Origin of the sequence: Actinocrispum wychmicini (genome assembly GCF_004345645.1) — a bacterium.
Classification (GTDB): domain Bacteria; phylum Actinomycetota; class Actinomycetes; order Mycobacteriales; family Pseudonocardiaceae; genus Kibdelosporangium; species Kibdelosporangium wychmicini.
This window is the reverse complement of record NZ_SLWS01000002.1, coordinates 976,613-995,209: the sequence shown is the minus strand read 5'-3', so window position 1 is coordinate 995,209 and position 18,597 is coordinate 976,613. Positions and strand designations below refer to the sequence as shown.

At 68.1% G+C, this 18,597-nt stretch carries 18 protein-coding genes; 10 read left to right on the top strand and 8 right to left on the bottom strand.

Going from position 1 to position 18,597, the window contains the following annotated elements:
• Positions 1–67 precede the first annotated feature (67 nt).
• On the bottom strand, positions 68–937 hold the full coding sequence (locus EV192_RS12870) for a 1-aminocyclopropane-1-carboxylate deaminase/D-cysteine desulfhydrase (RefSeq protein WP_132114675.1): 870 nt from the start codon (positions 935–937) through the stop codon (positions 68–70).
• 199 nt (positions 938–1,136) lie between these two features.
• On the opposite strand from EV192_RS12870, the gene EV192_RS12865 reads away from it, so the two are divergent.
• From EV192_RS12865 to EV192_RS12855, 3 genes are all read left to right on the top strand, one after another.
• Complete coding sequence (locus tag EV192_RS12865) at positions 1,137–1,985, top strand: hypothetical protein (RefSeq protein ID WP_207926002.1); 849 nt, start codon at positions 1,137–1,139, stop codon at positions 1,983–1,985.
• Between the two features lie 9 nt (positions 1,986–1,994).
• Positions 1,995–2,537, top strand: a complete 543-nt coding sequence (locus EV192_RS12860; RefSeq protein ID WP_132114673.1) for a GNAT family N-acetyltransferase — start codon at positions 1,995–1,997, stop codon at positions 2,535–2,537.
• Between the two features lie 70 nt (positions 2,538–2,607).
• Positions 2,608–3,297: an SDR family oxidoreductase gene (locus EV192_RS12855; protein ID WP_132114671.1), complete on the top strand. Its 690-nt coding sequence runs from the start codon at positions 2,608–2,610 to the stop codon at positions 3,295–3,297.
• Between the two features lie 9 nt (positions 3,298–3,306).
• Here the strand turns inward: EV192_RS12855 and EV192_RS12850 are convergent, their stop codons facing one another.
• Positions 3,307–3,780: a YfbM family protein gene (locus EV192_RS12850; protein WP_132114669.1), complete on the bottom strand. Its 474-nt coding sequence runs from the start codon at positions 3,778–3,780 to the stop codon at positions 3,307–3,309.
• Positions 3,781–3,791: 11 nt separating this feature from the next.
• The gene (locus EV192_RS12845) at positions 3,792–4,247 is read right to left on the bottom strand and encodes a DUF1062 domain-containing protein (RefSeq protein ID WP_243726799.1); all 456 of its coding nucleotides are present in this window, start codon (positions 4,245–4,247) and stop codon (positions 3,792–3,794) included.
• A gap of 525 nt (positions 4,248–4,772) precedes the next feature.
• Here EV192_RS12845 and EV192_RS12840 point away from each other — a divergent pair.
• The 3 genes from EV192_RS12840 to EV192_RS12830 all read left to right on the top strand — a co-directional run bounded on the left by EV192_RS12840 (position 4,773) and on the right by EV192_RS12830 (position 9,127).
• A complete protein-coding gene (locus EV192_RS12840; protein WP_132114665.1) occupies positions 4,773–5,210 on the top strand; it encodes a sigma factor-like helix-turn-helix DNA-binding protein in 438 nt (145 codons plus the stop codon).
• Positions 5,211–5,299: 89 nt separating this feature from the next.
• Positions 5,300–5,848 (top strand): dihydrofolate reductase family protein, encoded by a 549-nt coding sequence (locus EV192_RS12835; RefSeq protein ID WP_132114663.1) that lies wholly within the window; start codon positions 5,300–5,302, stop codon positions 5,846–5,848.
• A 120-nt stretch (positions 5,849–5,968) separates the two neighbouring features.
• Complete coding sequence (locus EV192_RS12830; RefSeq protein ID WP_132114661.1) at positions 5,969–9,127, top strand: NACHT domain-containing protein; 3,159 nt, start codon at positions 5,969–5,971, stop codon at positions 9,125–9,127.
• Positions 9,128–9,354: 227 nt separating this feature from the next.
• Here the strand turns inward: EV192_RS12830 and EV192_RS12825 are convergent, their stop codons facing one another.
• Complete coding sequence (locus tag EV192_RS12825; protein ID WP_132114659.1) at positions 9,355–10,125, bottom strand: SDR family NAD(P)-dependent oxidoreductase; 771 nt, start codon at positions 10,123–10,125, stop codon at positions 9,355–9,357.
• Positions 10,126–10,223: 98 nt separating this feature from the next.
• On the opposite strand from EV192_RS12825, the gene EV192_RS12820 reads away from it, so the two are divergent.
• Genes EV192_RS12820 through EV192_RS12805 form a run of 4 tightly spaced genes read left to right on the top strand, consistent with a single transcriptional unit; the run spans position 10,224 to position 16,104 of the window.
• Complete coding sequence (locus tag EV192_RS12820; protein WP_132114657.1) at positions 10,224–13,088, top strand: helix-turn-helix transcriptional regulator; 2,865 nt, start codon at positions 10,224–10,226, stop codon at positions 13,086–13,088.
• A 52-nt stretch (positions 13,089–13,140) separates the two neighbouring features.
• Entirely contained in the window at positions 13,141–14,238 is a 1,098-nt protein-coding gene (locus EV192_RS12815; protein WP_207926000.1) for an ATP-binding protein, read from the top strand.
• Entirely contained in the window at positions 14,228–15,385 is a 1,158-nt protein-coding gene (locus EV192_RS12810) for a vWA domain-containing protein (RefSeq protein WP_132114655.1), read from the top strand. The genes EV192_RS12815 and EV192_RS12810 overlap by 11 nt, the downstream gene beginning before the upstream one ends.
• Positions 15,382–16,104, top strand: a complete 723-nt coding sequence (locus EV192_RS12805) for a hypothetical protein (protein ID WP_132114653.1) — start codon at positions 15,382–15,384, stop codon at positions 16,102–16,104. The genes EV192_RS12810 and EV192_RS12805 overlap by 4 nt, the downstream gene beginning before the upstream one ends.
• Here EV192_RS12805 and EV192_RS12800 read toward each other — a convergent pair.
• Genes EV192_RS12800 through EV192_RS12785 form a run of 4 tightly spaced genes read right to left on the bottom strand, consistent with a single transcriptional unit; the run spans position 16,101 to position 18,541 of the window.
• Complete coding sequence (locus EV192_RS12800; protein WP_132114651.1) at positions 16,101–16,484, bottom strand: DUF3037 domain-containing protein; 384 nt, start codon at positions 16,482–16,484, stop codon at positions 16,101–16,103. The two genes, EV192_RS12805 and EV192_RS12800, sit on opposite strands and share 4 nt — an antisense overlap.
• The gene (locus EV192_RS12795; protein ID WP_132114649.1) at positions 16,468–17,220 is read right to left on the bottom strand and encodes a HipA family kinase; all 753 of its coding nucleotides are present in this window, start codon (positions 17,218–17,220) and stop codon (positions 16,468–16,470) included. The genes EV192_RS12800 and EV192_RS12795 overlap by 17 nt, the downstream gene beginning before the upstream one ends.
• The gene (locus EV192_RS12790) at positions 17,220–18,137 is read right to left on the bottom strand and encodes an RNA polymerase subunit sigma-70 (protein WP_132114647.1); all 918 of its coding nucleotides are present in this window, start codon (positions 18,135–18,137) and stop codon (positions 17,220–17,222) included. The genes EV192_RS12795 and EV192_RS12790 overlap by 1 nt, the downstream gene beginning before the upstream one ends.
• Complete coding sequence (locus EV192_RS12785; RefSeq protein ID WP_132114645.1) at positions 18,134–18,541, bottom strand: VOC family protein; 408 nt, start codon at positions 18,539–18,541, stop codon at positions 18,134–18,136. The genes EV192_RS12790 and EV192_RS12785 overlap by 4 nt, the downstream gene beginning before the upstream one ends.
• Positions 18,542–18,597 lie beyond the last annotated feature (56 nt).

Sequence of the window (18,597 nt, the reverse complement as noted above, 5' to 3'; positions counted from 1 at the left end):
GCCACCGTGAAGATAGCCGTCCGCCTACTTCGGCCGCACGTTCTTGGTTCGACGTAACCCATGTCGCCTATCCGGTGATAATGGCAATCACTGTAGACCCGCTTGCAAAGTGTCCTCGATCGGCCAACGTGTAGATTCCATACATCATCTTGGCGACGTAGACCCAGTCAAGAGTTAGCCCGTGTAGCCGTTCAAAGGAGAAGATGAAGTCGTCAAGTTCTGGCTTTCGTCGCGCGAAGCCGCCAAAGTGAAACTCGGTATCGACGGACCAGTTATCGAGAACTCTTCCGATGGCGGTTCGCTGAAGTTGTGCGATGTCTTTCGCGAGGAAGTCGCCTTTCAAGGCGGCGAAGCCAAGCGCGTGTTGGTCGGGTCGGAGCCCGGCGGCGATTCCGGCAAGCGTGCCACCAGTGCCACAGGCACAGCAGATCACGGAGAAGTCGACGCCGATTTCTTCGGGAAGCTCGGCACAGCCACGTAAGGCAGTGCTGTTGCTCCCGCCTTCCGGGATCAGATAGAATTCGCCGAATCGTTGTTTCAGGGCCTCAAGTACGTGCGGGCTCGTCTTGCTTCGATATGTCGTTCGATTCATATATGTCAGGGACATGCCGTGGTCGGCAGCGTATGATAGTGATTCATTCAGTGGAAGATGCTCTTCACCTCGGATCACGCCAACGGTCTTGAATCCGAAGAAGTGACCGGCTGCTGCAGTCGCTCGAATGTGATTGGAGTACGCTCCTCCAAAGGTGAGCAATGTGGACGCCCCCTCGTCACGCGCTGCCGAGATGTTGTATTTGAGCTTTCGCCACTTGTTGCCCGGAATCTCCGGGCTGATCAGATCATCTCGTTTCAGGAATAGACGAATGCCATGGCTGGAGATCCGCTCGTCGTGCAGCTCCACGAGCGGCGACGGCAGACTCAGCCGGATTCCCTCCACAGTACGTCATCGTAATCGATCCATTTGCCGGAGTGCTTCACCGCGTGTCCGACCTAGCAGGTCGCCCAGTTGGAGTAAGTCGGTACACGAGCAGGACGAGTGACACGAGCCATGGCAGCGCCCGCACCTCGGCTGGCTGGGCAACGGTCCGAGCCACCGCACCCGGCCACGTCGGCCTGCTCCGCCACCCATTGATCGGATGGAGCTGGCGAACTGGGCGGTGATGATGACCGCGCTCCGGACTTTGGCCGCCCGCACGGTTCGCCACCTGCGTCGGCTCGCTTCTGGCGAACGGGCCGGTGTCAGCCCCGCCACGCAGCGGGTTCTGCAACACCTGTTCAGGTGTTCGCTCGGTGAGCTTCTTGCACCTTTCGGACACGAGGAACTCGTCTCGGCGCCGGCAGGTTCAGCACATCGCGGTGTTGCGCTGCTGGACGGCGATCCTGACAAGGCCAGGAAGGTGATCGATGTGGCTGCGGAGCGTGCTAAGAAGTTTGGTTTGGTAGCAAGTCGGAACGCCATGACCGACGAAACGATGGAACAGGTCCATGAAGACGTTCGAGAGCTCGCCCTGACGTATCCGCAGCGTCCGTTGCATGAGATATTGGGCCGATTGGCCGACACGCAGGACACCGTGTTCTCACTGCTGGAGCAGCGAAACCGTCCCACACATTCCCGGCAGCTCTACTACGCGGCAGACGCCCTGGCCTGGTTGCCGTCCGAGGTTGCGGCGGCTGAGGACTACGCAGGCCAGGCCGTAGCCGCCTACCGCGATCCGGCCAGTCCTGACTGGGCGTTCGGCGACCAGGCGGGATCGCATTCCGACCTGGCTGTCGCCCGAATCATGGCGGGTGAACTGGAAGGCGCGACGGAAGCGCTCTCCCCCGTGCTGGACCTTCCCCCGGCGCAGCGAAACAATGGCATCATACGAAGCGTCCACCATGTGCACACAGCGTTGACAAGGTCTGGACTCGCGTCGGATTCGCGTGAGCTGCAGGAGCACATTGAGGTGTTCAGTCGAGTTCCTGTCGCATCTCTTCCGCAGTAGAGTGTGGCTGTGTACCCGGTTCGCCTCAGTGGCCAGAAGGTCGCCCTTCGGGAGTGGCGCGATGACGATGTTGACGACGCGCTTCGCGTGTTCGGTGACGAACGCGTGACCCGATGGCTGAGTTTCGACAACAAGAGCAGAGACCAGGTCAGTCAGATGGTCTCCGACACCGTTCAACGAGCCGGCGAGGCGGAACGGAAGGAATACTACCTGGCTGTCACCAGCCGAGACACCGGCGGGCTCATCGGTTTCGCGAGATTGGGCCTCAGTGGTGTACAGGCCGCCGACCTGGGGTACGCAATCGCAGCTGACGAATGGGGAAAAGGGTACGCGAGCGATGCCACGCACAGCCTGATTGACTTCGGGTTCAGTGAGTTGGGGCTGCATCGGATCTCGGCTGCGATCGGGCCGGAAAACGTCGCGTCGATCGCGGTTGTTCGACGGCTGGGATTTGTCGAAGAGGGCCGGCTCCGTGACCATGTCCACACGAACGGGGCCTGGCGGGACAGCGTGCTTTACTCGCTGCTTGTGGATGAGTGGCGCAGGGGCTGAAAGTCAGATCACCGTGAAGGCGACCGTAATGGTTGACCTGGAGTGCGCACCAGGTCTTAGCGTGGGCGGCATGACAGTCACGTTGATCACCGGCGGTGGCAGCGGTATCGGGGCGGCCACCGCACGCAAGTTGCTTGATGGTGGCCATCGTGTGACTGTCACCGGGCGGGGAAAGCAGCGCCTTGACCAGTTCGCCGCGGAACTCGGCACGCCAGACCTGCTCACCCTTGTGGGAGACGCGGCCGACTGGGATGCGGTCAGCGCGGCCGTCGAGACCGCTGTCGAGCGGTTCGGACAGCTGGACGCGGTCGTCGCCAACGCCGGTTTCGCCACCTTCGACACCATCGCCGACGGTGACCCCGAAGCCTGGCGGGACATGGTGTTGACCAACGTGCTCGGGCCCGCCCTGCTCATCCGGGCCGCCCTGCCCGCGTTGAAGCGGACGCGCGGCCGGATCGTGCTGATCGGCAGCGTCGCCGGCGTGGTCTACAGCCCCGGCAACATCTACGGCGCCACCAAATGGGCGGTCACCGGTCTCGCCGAGAACACCCGGCGCATGGTCACCGACGACGGCGTGGGCGTCACGCTGGTCAACCCGGGAGCCACCGAGACCAACTTCTTCGACGCCGACGGCGGCCCACCCGACCGGGCGATGATGACCGCCGACCACATCGCCGACGCCATTGTCTGGGCGATCAGCCAACCCACTGGGGTCGACGTCAACACCCTGACTGTCCGCCCGATTCCTTCACCGCTGTGACGCCCGAAGTCAGGTTGCCGTGAAGACGACCGCGCGCCCTGCTTTGGCCGCGCGCTCGTAGAACCCTCGTACGTCGACGAAGTTCGACCAGGTGTACTCGAAGTCGGTGTCGTCCTGTGGGCCGAGGTAGTCGGGGTCGTCGATCGAGTCGAACCTGTCCCGCAGCCATGCCTTTTCGACGCGCTGCAACGCGTCGGCCACGTCCCGGACTTCGGCCGCGGTGACGTGGACGACGTAGTACTCGTCGTGCAGGTGCCGGCCGCCAAGAATGGCGTGCGACAGGGGATAGGCGCCGCCGTCGGGGTCGAGAGTCCCGTCGCCGAAGCAGCGGTGCAGGGCATCCCACGCTTTGTCGGTCTCCATCGACAGGTCGGGGTCGGCCCAGTTCTCTTCGATGTCCATGAGGAGTTCCTCGGCCGCATCGTCACCGCCGAGCAGGAGTCGCTCCTGATCGGCGGTGACGGCGAAGTGCACACCCAGCATGGCTGGGCATGCTACCCATCGTCAGCGGTGACCAGGAAGGTGAAGTCCTCGCGGGCCTTCGCGTCGATGGCCATGGGCAGGCGGATGCGGCCGGAATCGACCATGTCTCGCACGGTGGATCGGCTCAGGCCGAACCCGGTCGTGAGCAGCTTCTCGACTCGGATGGGTGCCGGGAGCTCGAATCTGACGAATACCTCGAGTGGCGCCGGATCGCTCTTGAGGTCGTAGAACGGCATGTCGGTTTCCAGCTCCCATGTGCCGCTCCAGTCAAGCTGGTATCCGGCCAGCGCCGCGTTCATGGCCAGATGTCGCACCATGGCCGGATCGTTGTTCTCGAACTTCAGCAGCCGCTCGTGCTCGAGTGCCTGCACGTGGACGCGTTCGTGGACGGGGATTTTCGACGTGCGGCCGCACAGCTCGCAGCGGATCAGCAGCCAGACGTCGAGGAGTTTGCCGCTCGCGTTCACCCGGAACTTGCCGGTCGGACGGTGCCGGGTGGACCGGCACGACGCGCATGCCTTGCCGATGGCGGGTAATCCGAGCTCTCGGACCACCCACAGGGCTTTCCGGTCGAAGTCAGCTCCGGACACACGGGTACTACGAAGATCGCTCATGGCGAATTCCAAGGTTTACGGGGAGGCGTCGCCTCCGGGATCAGTGGCGTACGGCCAGCGCCCGAAAACGGGCATGCCGGCTGGCGCGACGTCGCACATCACGTCGCGTGCAGGAAGCCACTTACCGACCCATGCGCGTCACAATGGGTCAACTACCGGGCCACGGGCAACATGTTTTCCAGGCTTGGCTGGCTTGGGCCGGTACGTCCCTGACGACGACAGGCTGGCCGTCGTCGAAGTCCTTGGACGGTAAGGATTCGACTGCACACGGTACGTAGCAGTTGGATTTTCCTTAGCAAAACTCCGAAAAACCGGCGTCACCGCGTCGTGAGTCGCGAGTCCCTTCGCTGTCACTCAGGGAGACTCGCGGGAGACGACATGGCCAAGATGGATCTCGACCAGGTTCTCAGCCAGACACGTCCGGTGATCGTCCGTTACTGCCGGGCGCGGATCGGCCGGCGGCGGCGGTCGTTCGGCATCGCCGACGCGGTCGCGACCAACATCCTCCAGGCGGTGCTGCGGGCGTTGCCTGTCAACCGCAAGCCCCTGCTTGCCCTGGTCTACGGGATCGCGGTGGCCATGGTCGACGAGGCGCTGGTCGACTCGACCGCCCGGATCGGCTCGGACGCGCTGGTGCCGTGGCTGCTGGAGGAGCTGCCGTGGGACCAGCGGGAGATCCTGGTGCTGCGGGTCGCGGTCGGGCTGACGGCCGAGCAGACCGCGGAGGCCATGGGCTACCCGGTCGCCGTCGTCCGGGTGACCCAGCACCGGGCGCTGTCGCGGATGAGAACGGCGACCCAGCCCCAGGCGGTGTGACGGCCGTCACATGTGCTGGTTTTGTCGATCCGACCCGGCGGTGTTCGACGCGTAGGCGAGCGCAACCACGAACCCGAAGGAGCACCGCAATGGGCCGGATCGTCAACACCACGTACATGACCCTCGACGGCGACATCACCAACATGCAGGACTGGCACTTCGACTACCTCGGGGACGAGTCCCTCGCCGCCGCGCAGGCGCAGCTGTACGGCAGCGACGCGCTGATCATGGGCCGCGCGACCTACGACGGGTTCTTCCCCGCCTGGTCCGCGCAGGCCGGGGACGAGTTCGCCGACCGGATGAACGGCATCCGCAAGTACGTCGTGTCGTCCACCCTCCAGGATCCCGAGTGGACGAACACGTCGGTGATCAACGGCGACGACGTCGTCGAGCAGATCCGCCGGATCAAGGCGGACACCGAGCGGGACATCCTGCAGTACGGGTTCGGCTCAGTCACCCGGCTGATGCTGGCCAACGGCCTGGTCGACGAGGTCCGGATCTGGCTGCACCCGGTGCTCAGCGGCAAGGCGGCACCGAGCGACCTGCTGTACCGCGACCTCCCGCAGACCAGGTTCACGCTGGGCGGGGTGGAGACCCACCGGACCGGGATGGTCATCCTGAGCTACTCGCCGGCCTGACCGTGGCCTGGCGGTACCGGTCCAGTGCGTCCACAGTGGACGGCGCACTGGACCGGTCCGGACGTGGTGGTCGCACCGGGTGACCTTCTCGTGAGATGCTGACCTCGGGAGAGAGGTCTGATGGCAGAGCAGGAACCGAAAGAGGACCGAAAGCGGCTGGCCTTACACAGAACCATAGTGGTCGTGGACGTCGAGGGTTTCGGGGCGCCGAACAGGAACAATCGACATCAGGTGGCCGTCCGGGACGGGCTCTACCGCGCCCTGGTAAGCGCTTTCGAAAAGGCCGACATCGAGTGGTCGAAATGCCGGCACGAGGACCGCGGCGACGGTGTGCTGATCCTCGCCCCGCCGGACCTGCCCAAGTCGTTGTTCGCCGAACTCCTGCCGGGCGCGCTGGTGGAGGCGTTGCGGGTGCACAACAGCCGGCACCCGGACGAAGAGCGGATCCGGTTGCGGATGGCGCTGAACGCGGGGGACGTCACCGAGGACGAGAACGGCGTGTCCGGCACCGCGGTCAACCTGACGTTCCGATTGGTGGAAGCCCCACAGCTCAAGACCGCGCTCGCGGATTCGAAGGGGCTGCTGGCGGTCATCTCGTCGTCGTATTTCTATGACGACGTGATGCGGCACAGCCCGCCGTGTGACCTCGCTTCTTTCCGTCAGGTCCATGCGGTCGTCAAGGAAACCGACACCTACGCGTGGATCTGCCGGCCGGACGATCCTTATCCGCCGATCCGACCAGCCGATGGGGTCCGGGATTTCGAACGCCGCTACCTGAATCTGGTGGCGGCTGAGAACGCCACGTTCGAGCTGTTCCAGGTGGGTCGCTCAGGCATGCCGGTCGGGTCGTCGTTCGACGAGTTCTACGTGATGCCGCCGATCACCCGCCGGTTGACCGCGGGCGAACAGGCCGAGCTGACCGGCACGGGCACCGACCCGGGCAACGCGATCGCGCAGGCGCGGCGGGTGTTGCTGCTGGGCGGCGCGGGGGCGGGGAAGACCACGTTCCTGCGGTGGCTGGCGCATGTCGCGGCCAGCACACATGACAGTGAAGGCCCGTGGCGGGGTGTGGTGCCGTTCTACGTGTCGCTGCGGTACTTCCCCGATCCGGTCATGCCGCAGCGGCCGGGGAACCTGCTGGCGGCGGTCGCGCCGACGCTGACCGGGGACAAGCTGTCCGACTGGGCGGACGAGCTGTTCACCAGTGGTCGCGCGATGTTGTTGGTGGATGGGTTGGACGAGCTGGTGGTCGACCGGCGCAACGAAGTGATGCGGTGGCTGGAGCGGTTCGTGCGGACGTACCCGGAGGCGCGGTACGTGGTGAGCACCCGGCCGTCGGCCGTGGACGACACCTGGTTCCTGGACCAGGCCGGCCGGGTCGGGCTGATCCGGTTCGAGCTGTTGTCGTTGTCCACCAGCGGGTTGGCCCGGGTGATCCAGTGTTGGTACGCGGCCGCGCGGGACCAGGAGGCCGACCAGGCGCAGCAGGAGTGGCTGGGCGAGTGCGAAAGCAGCCTGCGGGAGAACCTGGCCACCCGGCCGAACCTGCGGTCGCTGGTGGCCAGCCCGTTGCTGGCGGCGTTGCTGTGCGCGTTGTACCGGCAGAACAACCAGTACCTGCCGCGGACCCGCCGGGAACTCCTCGACCAGTCGCTGGATCTGTTGCTGGGGCGGTGGGACGACATCAAACTCAGCTCGTCCGACGGCCACCACAGCGTCGCGGTCGAGGAGGAGCTGCGGATGACCAAGGCCGAGCAGCTGATCCTGCTGGAGCGGTTCGCCGCGCCGATGGTCCGCGGCTCGGAGCTGATGGTCTCGCACACCGACGCGCAGCGCCGGCTCGAACGCGCCATGCACGGGCTGCGGTCGCACGGCCTGGAACCGGCGAAACTGTTACAGCACATGCTGGTGCGTACCGGGTTGTTGCGGGAGTACCCGGCCGAGCAGAAGGTCCAGTTCGTGCACCGGACGTTCCGGGACTACCTGGCCGCGGCCGACATGGTCAAGGCCGGTGAGCTGGAGACCCTGGTCGAGAACGCGCACAAGGACTCCTGGTACGAGGTGGTCTTCATGGCCGCCGCGCAGGCCCGTGAACGCGAGGTCGCCGACCTGCTGCAACGCCTGCTGCGGCGGGCTGTGTCGGAGAAGGACCAGAACGTCACCGACCGGCTGGTGCTGGTCGCCGCGGCCTGCCTGGGCTACGCCGACGTGGTCTACCCGGACCAGGTGCGCATCCAGGTGCAGAACGCCGCGCACGGCCTGATCCCGCCGGCCAGCTTCCACAACGCCGAGATGCTGGCCAAGGCCGGCCCGTTCGTGCTTGACCTGCTGCCCGGCCCGGACGAGCTGGGGCCGGAGAAGGACGCGCTGGCCGCGTTCGTCATCCGCACCCTGGCGATGATCGGCGGCGAGGAGGCGTGGGAGAAGATCCGCCCGTTCACCGCCATGCATCAGTCCACTGTGGTCGACGAGTTGCTGCGTGGCTGGCGGGAGTTCGACTTCGACGAGCAGTATGCCCGGTTCCTGCTGTCCCAAGTGGACTTCGGCGACCGGGTGCTGGAGGTCCGCCGCTGGGGCCTGCTGCCCCGGCTCAAGCACCTGACCTCGCTGACGGCGTTGAAACTGATCGGCAACCTGCCGCTCGCCGACACCCGTGCCGGGCTCTACCCGCTGGCGGACCTGGCCGACCTGCGCAGCCTGGACATCGTGGCCAACGAGACCATCCACCACCTGGCCCCGCTGATCCGCTGCCGCAACCTGCGCAGCCTGCGGGTGTCCGGCTTCAGCGCCCTGCAGGACGTGTCCGCGCTGGCCAAGTGCGCCGTCGACCGGCTCGCCCTGCACCCGATCGCGCGCACCACCAACCGCGCGCTCATCGACCTGGCCACCCTGGCCGGCGCCCGGCTCACCGCCCTGTCCATCCAGCACCCGCGGCTGGCCGCCGGCCTGCACCCGCTGCCGGACGACCTGCCCCTGGTCGAGCTGGAGATCACCAACCGGGCCGAGCAGCGTTCCCTGCTGGGCGTCGACCGCTGGCCCACGCTGGAGCAGGTCACCGCCAACGGCGTGCCCCGCGAACCCGAGGTGGAGGCCCTGGCCGAGCTGCCCCGGCTGCGGCACCTCGTGCTGCACGTCAACGAACCGGCTGTCGACCTGGAACGCCTGCGCCCGCTGGTGTGGTCGCTGGACGTGCTCGAACTTTACGGTGTAAAAAACGTCGACGCGGCCTTCGACGCGCTGGGTGAGGACGCCGAAGCCGAGCTACGGATCCATCCCTAGATGCCGGGGACAGCGCGCGGTCGGGTCGTAGCCGCTGGCCTGCCATCTACGTGCGCAGTCCTGGCACGTCTCCGACGTCGTGGCGATCGATCTCGGTGGTACGCGCCTGGTCCGGACCAGCAGCAGTACAAAGTGGACGATCGCCTTGACGGACATGGCAGAGCTCGATTCGTTGGGCACCCGACACCGCACATGGTAGTGGTACCCCCGAATCGGGCTCTGTCACGTCAGCTGGCGAAGATTCCGCTGGTGACGTTGACGAACGTGCCGGTGATGGAGCCGGCCCGGTCGGACGCGAGAAACGTCAGTGTTGACACCACGTCAGCCAGGCGCGGGGCGCGGCGGAGCATGGTCAGCTGGCTGATGATCCGTTCGAGGTCCTCTGGGCCCATACCGGTGGCGTCGCGGGTCGGGTTCGTCCCCGCGAACTCCGGCGCGAACGTGTCCGGCACCCCGGCCGTCCACACGCCGAGCACACGGACACCCTGCGGGCCGATCTCGGTGGCCAGGTTGCGGACGAACGTGTCGATCGCCGCGTCCGCCGGGCCGGTGCCGCCCATCATCGGGCTGCCTTGGGCGGACCCGCTGTCCAGCGCCAGGATCACGCCGGAGCCCTGCTCGACCATGTGCCGGCCGGCGGCCTGCGCGGTGATGAAGTTGCTGGTCAGGCCGGCTGTCACCGGGGCGATGAAGTCCGAAGTGGACATCTGGAGCAGCGGGATGCCCTGCACGTCGCCGCGGGACACCAGGTTCAGCGAGATGTCGACGCTGCCGCGGTCGGCCACCAGATCCGCCAGGTGGGCGTTGACCGCGTCCGCGTCGAGCGCGTCGACCACGGCCCACGCGCCGCCGATCTCCTTGGCCAGCGGTTCCAGGCGCTCCTGGGTCCGGCCGACCACGGTCACGTGCGCGCCTTCCGCCGCGAACGCCCGTGCCGCCGAGCTGCCGATCGCGCCCGCGCCGCCGTAGATCACCGCGTTCTTGTCCTTGAGCAGCATGTCCGTCTCCTTCGGTCTCGGTTGAGTGACATCAGCCTCGCTGGCCTGCGAGAACCGAACATCGGCCAGGTGGCCGATGCCTGGCACACTGCCTGGCTATGGTGACTGCCCTGTGCGTGGAAACGGACATTTCGGTGTTCGGCACGGCCGGTGAAGCCCTGGCCGCCGCCACGCAGCGCCGTACCACGAGCCGGGCGCGGATGGCCCTGCACACAGGTGACGCCGTGGAGCCGGTGCGGCGCAGGTGCCTGCGGCTGTGTGAGATCGCCAACGAGAGCCAGACGCTCATCTCCGCTCAGACCGCGGCCGAGTTGCACGACATCGAGCTGTTCGACCTGGGCATCCACCGGCTGCGTGACCTGGCGTCGGCCGCGCGGGTGTACTCGCTCGACGGTGACGCCGAGCCGCGGTCGCTGGACGCGGTGCCGAACAACCTGCCGGTGCAGGCCACGAGCTTTGTCGGCCGGCGCGCGGAGGCGGAAGCGATCCGGCGGCTGTTGCGGTCCGACGGGCTGGTCACGCTGACCGGGCCAGGGGGCGGCGGCAAGACCAGGCTGGCCGCGCAGGTGTCGGCCGACGACGCCCAGCGCTGGCCGGGCGGCGTGTGGTGGGTCGAGTTGGCGTCGGTGGTCGGCGAGGTCGCGGAGGCCGTGGCGAGCGCTGTGGGCGTGCTGGTGGAGCCGCGAGTGGGGGCGTTGCGGTCGCTCACGGCGGAGTTGCGTGAGCGGAAAGCGTTGGTGTGCCTGGACAACTGCGAGCACGTGCTGGACGCGGCGGCCGAGGTGGCGGCCGCGTTGACAACTGAGTGCCCCGAAGTGACCGTGCTGGCGACCAGCCGTGAGCCGCTCGGGATTCCTGGGGAAACGGTGTGGCTGGTGCCGACGCTCGCGAACGACGAGGCGGTCGCGTTGTTCCTGGAACGAGCCGAGGCGGTTCGTCCGGGTTTCGACGCGGACGCGTCCGTCGTGCGGACGATGTGCACGCGGCTGGACGGCATCCCGTTGGCCATCGAACTGGCCGCCGCGTGGCTGAGAACCCTGACGCCGCAACAGATCGAGGCCAGCCTGGACGACCGGTTCGCGCTGCTGGTCCGTGGCCCGCGTGGCGCGGCGGCCCGCCAGCAGACCCTGGCGGCGTCGGTGGACTGGAGTCACGAGCTGCTGGCCGAGGCCGACCGGGTGGTGTTGCGCCGGCTGTCCGTGTTCGCCGGGTCGTTCACGTTGGCCGCCGCGAACGCGGTGTGCGGGCACGACGTGCTGGCCGCGATCGGGCGCCTGGTGGACAAGTCGCTGGTGGCCGCGGAAGAAGCCCGGTTCCGGCTGTTGGAGACCATCCGGGAGTACGCGTCCGCCCGGCTGGCTGAGGCGGGCGAGGCCGACGACACCCGCGACCGGCACGTCACGTATTACCTGGACCTGGCCGAGGCCGCCGAGCCGGAACTCGGCCGGGACAGGGACCGGTGGCGGTCGATCGTCGAACCGGAGCGGGACAACGTCCGCGCGGCCCTGGACTGGGCGTTGGCCGCGGCGGACCCGACCCGTGGCCGCCGGCTGGCCGCGTCACTGGCGTGGCTGTGGAACATCAACGCGCGCGGCCACGAAGGCATGGCGTACCTGCGCCGCGCGATCGACCTGGCCCCGGATGACCGGACGTCGCTGCAGGTCCGGCTGCTCGTCGGGATCGCCGAGGTCGCGGACACGACGGCACCGCTGGAGACGTTCGCCCAGGACGGTGTGGACATCGCCACCGAGCTGGGCGACGAGCGGCTGCGCGCCCGCTGCCTGGGCCTGTTGGCGTTGGAACGGCTGGCCGCCGACTTCGACGAGTCCTGGGAGCTGTGCCTGCGGGCCGAACAGGGCGACGAGTACACGAGGGACAGCGCCCGGGTGCTGCGCGGGATCATCCTGGTTCTCCGTGACCGCTACGACGAGGCGTTGGCGCTGTTGGCGGAGGCGGTCGAAGGGCTGGTGCGCCGGGCCGACCGGGGGATCGCCGCGACCGCGTTCGAGTTCATGTCCTCGGCGGCGCTCTACACGGGCGAAATTGGCAAAGCCAAGGACTGGGCGGCGCGTGCGGTGGCCACGGCGGAACCGATGGGCGACTTCCACCGGGTCGGGATGGCCCGCAGCCAACTGGCCCTGGCGCACTGCTTCGCCGGTGAGATCGACGCGGGAATGCGCGTGATGGAGCCGTTTCTCCGGCTGGTGGCGGGGACTTCGGCGTTCGTGCCGGGCATGGCTCGCGCCATGGGCGAACTGCACTTCTGGCGGGGCGAGGTCGCCGAGGCGTTGACGTGGTACCAGGGGGACATGCGGCTGGGGGACATGTACATCACGGCCCTCAACGCGTCCGCGCTCGCCCGCGCTTTGCGCGTGAACGCGCGGACCGACGAGGCGCGGGACGTGCTGGAGCGCACGGTCGAGTTGGCGCGGCGCGGCGGAATGAACCGGATCGTCGCGGACGCGCTCGAACAGCAGGCGTTCCTGGCGTCGCCGGACCAGGCCGTCGAACTGCACCACCAGGCCTTGGCGATCCGTGTCGAACACGGCCTGCGCACGTTCTACGTGGACAGTCTGGACGCCCTCGCGCCGCTGATGGCCAAGCCGGACGATGCCACGCGGGTGCTCGCTGCCAGCACGCAAGCCCGTCGCGAAATGGGTTATCCGCGGCGGCCAGCCGATGCCGTCGACGCTGTCGACGGTCTCGTGATGTCCCTGGACGACGCGGTCGCGTTCGTGCGCCGGACCCGGGGCAGCCGTGGGCGGCCGACCAGCGGCTGGGACAGCCTCACCCCGACCGAGCTGGAGGTCGTCCGGCTCGCCGTGGCCGGCTTGAACAACCCGGAGATCGGCACACGCCTGTTCATGAGCCGGGGAACAGTCAAGACCCACCTGTCCCACGTGTACGCCAAGCTCGGCATCGCGAACCGGACCGAACTCGCCACTCTCGCCGCCGCCCGTTAGTCGTGACCGTCCGGCGTACTGTGGTGCGCAGGGGACAGGTAGGGGTGAGACAGTGGATGTTTCCGTCGCACACTCCGCGCTGGTGGCTTCGGTCGCCGCGGGTGTCCCCGTCCTGCTGTGGGGCAGCCCGGGGACGGGCAAGACGTCCGTCGTGCGGGCGTTGGGCGAGTCGTTCGGATGGCCGGTCGAGGTGGTGGTCGGGTCCATCCGGGAGCCGACCGACTTCGCCGGCTTACCCGTGGTCGTCGGCGGTGACGTGCGGCTGGCCGCGCCGGTGTGGGCGCGTCGGCTGGCGGACGCCGGCGAGGGACTGCTTTTCCTCGACGAACTCACCACCGCGCCGCCCGCGGTCCAGGCCGCGATGCTCCGGATCGTGCTGGAACGGGTCGTCGGCGATCTCGAACTGCCGCCCGGGGTCCGCGTGGTGGCCGCCGCCAACCCGCCCGAGCAGGCCGCCGACGGCTGGGATCTGGCGCCGCCACTGGCCAACCGGCTCGTGCACCTGGACTGGCCGGTGGACGCGAAGGCGGTCGCGAACGGCTTGGCGGTCGGGTTTCCCAAGCCGGAACCGCTGAACTACCAAGGACCGGATCCGGCGCGGCTGGTCACGTCGAGAGCGGCTGTGGCCGCGTTCCTGAAAGTGCGGCCGGCGCTCGTGCTGCAAGTCCCGACGGTCGCGGCCAAAGCCGGCAAGGGCTGGCCGAGCCCGCGCAGTTGGGAGACCGTCGCCGTGCTCCTGGCAACCTGCGACACCATCGGCGCCAACGAGGACGTCCGGGCCGCACTCGTGACCGGCGCGGTCGGCGAAGGGCCCGGCATCGAGTTCCTGTCCTGGCTGGCCCACGCCGACCTGCCGGACCCGGAGGCCGTGCTGGCCGACCCGGACTCGTTCCAGCTCCCGGAGCGCAGCGACCGCGCGTTCGCCGCGCTGACCGCGGTCGCGTCGGTGGCGATCACGCACGGGGACGCGGCATCGTGGACAGCGGCCTGGCGGGTGCTGGCGAAGGCCACCAAGGCGGCGCCGGACGTGGCGACGCTGGTGGCCCAGTCGTTGGCGGCGAACCGTCCGCGAGGCGCGGCACTTCCGCCGGAGGTGCTGCATCTGACGCCGATCCTCAAGGCGGCTGGACTGATGCCGGATGGAAGCTGAGATCCGCCAGAAATGGGCCGCCGCGCGGGTGTGGGCCGCGCGGCAAGCTCCGTATCTCGCGTCCGCGATGCTCGCGCTGGAGCCGGTCTTCGAGGACGAGGGCAAGTACGACCTGAGCGCGTTCCCCACCGACAAGGCATGGCACATCTACGTGGACCCGCGTGTGGTGGCCGAGACGGAGGTCCCGGCGATCGGGTTCTGGCTGCTGCACCAGGTCACGCACCTGCTGCGGCACCACGGCGACCGGTACCCGGGCGGGCACCCACGCAGGTGGAACGTGGCCGGCGACGCGGAGATCAACGACGACCTGCACACCGACGCGCTCACCGTGCCGGACCAGGCGATCACCCCGACGAAACTGAACCTGCCGGACGGGTGGATCGCCGAGCAGTACTGGGAGAAGCTCCCGGAACCACCCCAGTCGTCCGACTGCGGCACCGGCGCCGACGGCCAGTCGCGGCCATGGAACTGTGATCGGCCCGGGGTGTCCTCGATCAGCGCCAGACTCATCGCCCAGGACGTGGCCCGCCGGATCAAGGACCACCACCGGTCCCGGGGCGACATCCCGTCCGGCTGGCAACGTTGGGCCGACGAGGTGCTCGACCCCGTGGTCAACTGGCGACAGGTGCTGCGGTCCGCGGTACGGCGCGGAATCGCGGAGATCGCCGGCCGGGTCGACTTCACGTACCGCAGGCCGTCCCGTCGGCAACGGCCGGACGTGATCCTGCCGAGCCTGCGGCAGCCGCTGCCGACCGTCGCGGTGGTGATCGACACGTCGGGCAGCATGAGCGACGGCATGCTCGCCCAGATCCTCGGCGAAGTCGCCGGACTGCTCAACAGCCTCGGGGTCGCCCGCAACCGGCTGCACGTCGTCTGCTGTGACGCCAAAGCCTATGCGGCGCAACGAGTTCTGAACGCGCACGAGGTGAAGCTCCTGGGCGGCGGCGGCACCGACATGGGCGCGGGCATCAAGGCCGCGGCGGAGTTGCGGCCCAGACCCGATCTGATCCTGGTCCTCACCGACGGGCACACACCGTGGCCGAAGCCGCCGCGGGCCAAGGTCGTCGTGGGGCTGATGGACCCGGCCGGGACGGTCCCGAGCTGGGCGACATCCGTGCTGATCGACCCGGAGACAGTGGCGCGATGAGGCGTTTCAACGGCGACGACGACCCCGAAGAGCTCACCGCGTGGCTCGCGGCCGGGATCCGACGGGTGGACGCGATGAACTGGCGCCGCTGGAACTTCCAGCTCCGCGAAGCGCTTGAATGGCGCAAGGCAGGTGTCGCCGACGCACTGACGGCGGCGCAGTGGAGCGCGGCGACAGTCACCCCGCAGACCGTCGGTGACTGGACCGAAGCCGGCATCACAGCGAGCCAAGCGGTCCGCTGGCACGAGTTCGGCTACAACCTGGCGAAAGCCCGCGAAGCCACAAAACAGGGCCGTGGCCCCGAATCAGCGTTCCAGCAACGCCAACAGCTCTCCGCCACGATGAAGTACTCCCCCATCCAGGAGCGCTACCAGCACTTCCTGCAAAGCGGCGTGCCCGCGCACGTACTCGCCGGCTACCTGCAGTCGAACTGGACCGACGACGAAGCCCTGACCTGGGCCAAACTCGGCATCCAGCACAGCGACGCGAAGATCTGGATGCGCCTCGGCCTGACCCCACCGGAGACCAAAGACCTCGGCGAACCCATGGACGTCATCGAGCAGTGGTGGCGCACCGGCATCCCTTTCGACGAGGTAGCCGACTGGATAGGCGCGGGCCTGACCCCAACCGAAGCCGTGGAACAACGCGAATCCGGCATAACCCAAGAACAAGCCGCCGCCCTCCGCGCCTTACGCCGAGCTGGCGGCCTCGCCGACTAACCAACTGTGGCGACGAGGGTTTCCCACAAGTGGTCGAGTTCGCGTTGCGGGTCCTCGGTGAAGCCGGTGTGCGCGGGGGATGTCTGCAGCAGGGTGCTCTTCGGTGCGGTCAGCCAGCGGAACCGTTGGCCCAGCGTGGTTTCCGTGATCGGGGCGGTTGTTGAGCCGTCGCAGGCGCCGCACCACAGGCGGAGGCTGTCCCGCAGGAGGTCCATGTCGATCCTGGGATCCAGGGCGCGCAGGCGGTTCTCGTCGACGTGGGTCCGGCAGTGCAGGAACTTCTTGTCGGCGCAGTACAGCAGCACGCCGACGTTCATGGACTCGCCGCGTTCCTGCCTGGGGACCGCTCGGAGCAGGGCGTACTCAAACGCGTGCGGCACGTGCGGCCTCCAACGCCTCGATCCACCGCGGCGCGTTCGCCAGCCGCGACTCGAAGAACCTCGTGTACCGCGTCCGGTCCCCGTCGAGCCACTCGTCCGGGACCAGGGCGAGCACCTCGGCGAGCATGCCCGCCGGTACGTCGACGGACGTGGGGATCGGGCCGGCGGCCGGCAGCATGACGTGGTCTTTCGGATCGAACCGGTAGGTGTCCGCCGGCCGCCAGTCGGGGCCCCAGCCGTGGTGGAAGTACAGCGACGCGCCGTGGTCGATCAGCCACACGTCCTTGTGCCACAGCAGCAGGTTCGGGTTGCGCCAGCTCCGGTCCACGTTGAGCACGAGCGCGTCCAGCCACAGCAGGCGGGCGGCCAGGTCCGGGCCGGGGTCGCGGACCACCGGGTTGAAGTCGAACGCGCCGGGCAGGTAGTCGAGGCCCAGGTTGATCCCGCCGCTGTTGGCCAGCAGTTCCTGGACCTCCTGGTCGGGTTCGTTCCGAGCCAGGTCCGGGTCCAGGTCGACCAGCACGATCTCGGGGACGCGGAAGCCGAGCCGCCGGGCCAGCTCACCGACGATCACCTCGGCGGTCAACGCCTTGACACCCTGCCCGGCGCCCCGGAACTTCAGCACGTACATGCCCAGGTCGTCGGCTTCGATCAGGCCCGGCAGCGACCCGCCTTCACGCAGCGGCGTGACATAGCGGGTCGCCCGGACTGTCCGCAACGGTTGCACGGAACGCATCATTCCAGGATGCGCGGCAGGTCGAACGCGGCGATCACGGCGGCCGGGCCGAACGTGGTGATCTCCGCGATCCGGCCGTGCTCGACCCGCAGGACGTCGAACTTGAAGATCCGGAACAGGGTGTCGCCGGGTTGCCGCAGGTAGCTCGCGGCGGTCGGCATCCGGTTGGCCATCGTCGGCACCAGCCGCCAGTCGCCGTCCGGCTGGTCGACGAAGGCGCGCCGCAGCTTCGGCTCGATCTCCGCCAGGCCCTGCCAGCGGATCCCGTTCGGCGGCATGGTGATCCGCAGGTCCCGCGCGGCGATCGAGACCATCGCCGGCACGTCGAACCGCTCGTGGGCGTCGATGAACGCGGCGAGGACGCCCTGTTCCTCGTCGCTCAGTTCCGATGTGGACCATTCGGAACGGTTGGCCGGCAGTCTCTCCTGCATGGTCGCGCGGGCCCGTTGCACCGCGCTGTTCGCCGCGGCCACGCTGATCTCCAGCATGGCCGCAGTCTCCTTGGCCGACCAGCCGAGGACGTCCCGCGCCACGAACGCGGCCCGTTGCCTGGCGGGCAGGACCTGCATGGCCGCGACGAACGCCAGCTCGATCGTCTCCCGGCGGACCGCGACCGAGTCCGGCTCCTCGTCCCTGGGCAGCATCCGGTCCGGGAACGGTTGCAGCCACGGCACTTCGGTGAACGAGGTCAGCGTGGTCACCTGGCGGCCGTCCCGCCGGATCATGTCCAGGCACACGTTCGTCGCGATCCGGTACAGCCACGCCCGGAACGCTCCCTTTTCGAAGCCGTCCCACCCGCGCAACGCCCGGACGAACGTCTCCTGCACGGCGTCCTCGGCCTCGTGGAACGACGCGAGCATGCGATAGCAGTGCACGTGCAGCTCGCGCCGGTGCGGCTCGAGATCCGGGGCGGTCACTCCGCCGGGACCTCCTGGATCAGCCAGCCGTTGCCGTCCGGGTCGCTGAAGGACATGTACGTGCCGAACTTGATCCGCTCCGGGTGCGGCCCGGTCACCTCGGCGCCGCCGTCGCCGTGGTGGAACAGTTCGCTCACGTCGACACCGCGCTCGACCAGCTCGGCGCGGGCCGCCTCGATGTCGGACACGACCAGGTGCAACGCCTGCACCGAGCCGGCCGCCTCGGGCTTCGCCATCAGGGTGATCGAACAGGCCGAGCCGCGCGGGGTGAGCTGGACGATCCGGAACGACGGCCCGGAGCTGAAGTCCACGTCCACGGTGAACCCCATCTGGTCGGCGTAGAACTTCTTGGCGCGGTCCACGTCGGTCACGGGCATGATGACGAGTTCGAGCTTCCAGTCCACAGCTTGCTCCTCAGGAATCGGCCTGTCCGGGTTTCTACCAGGTACAACGACGGGCG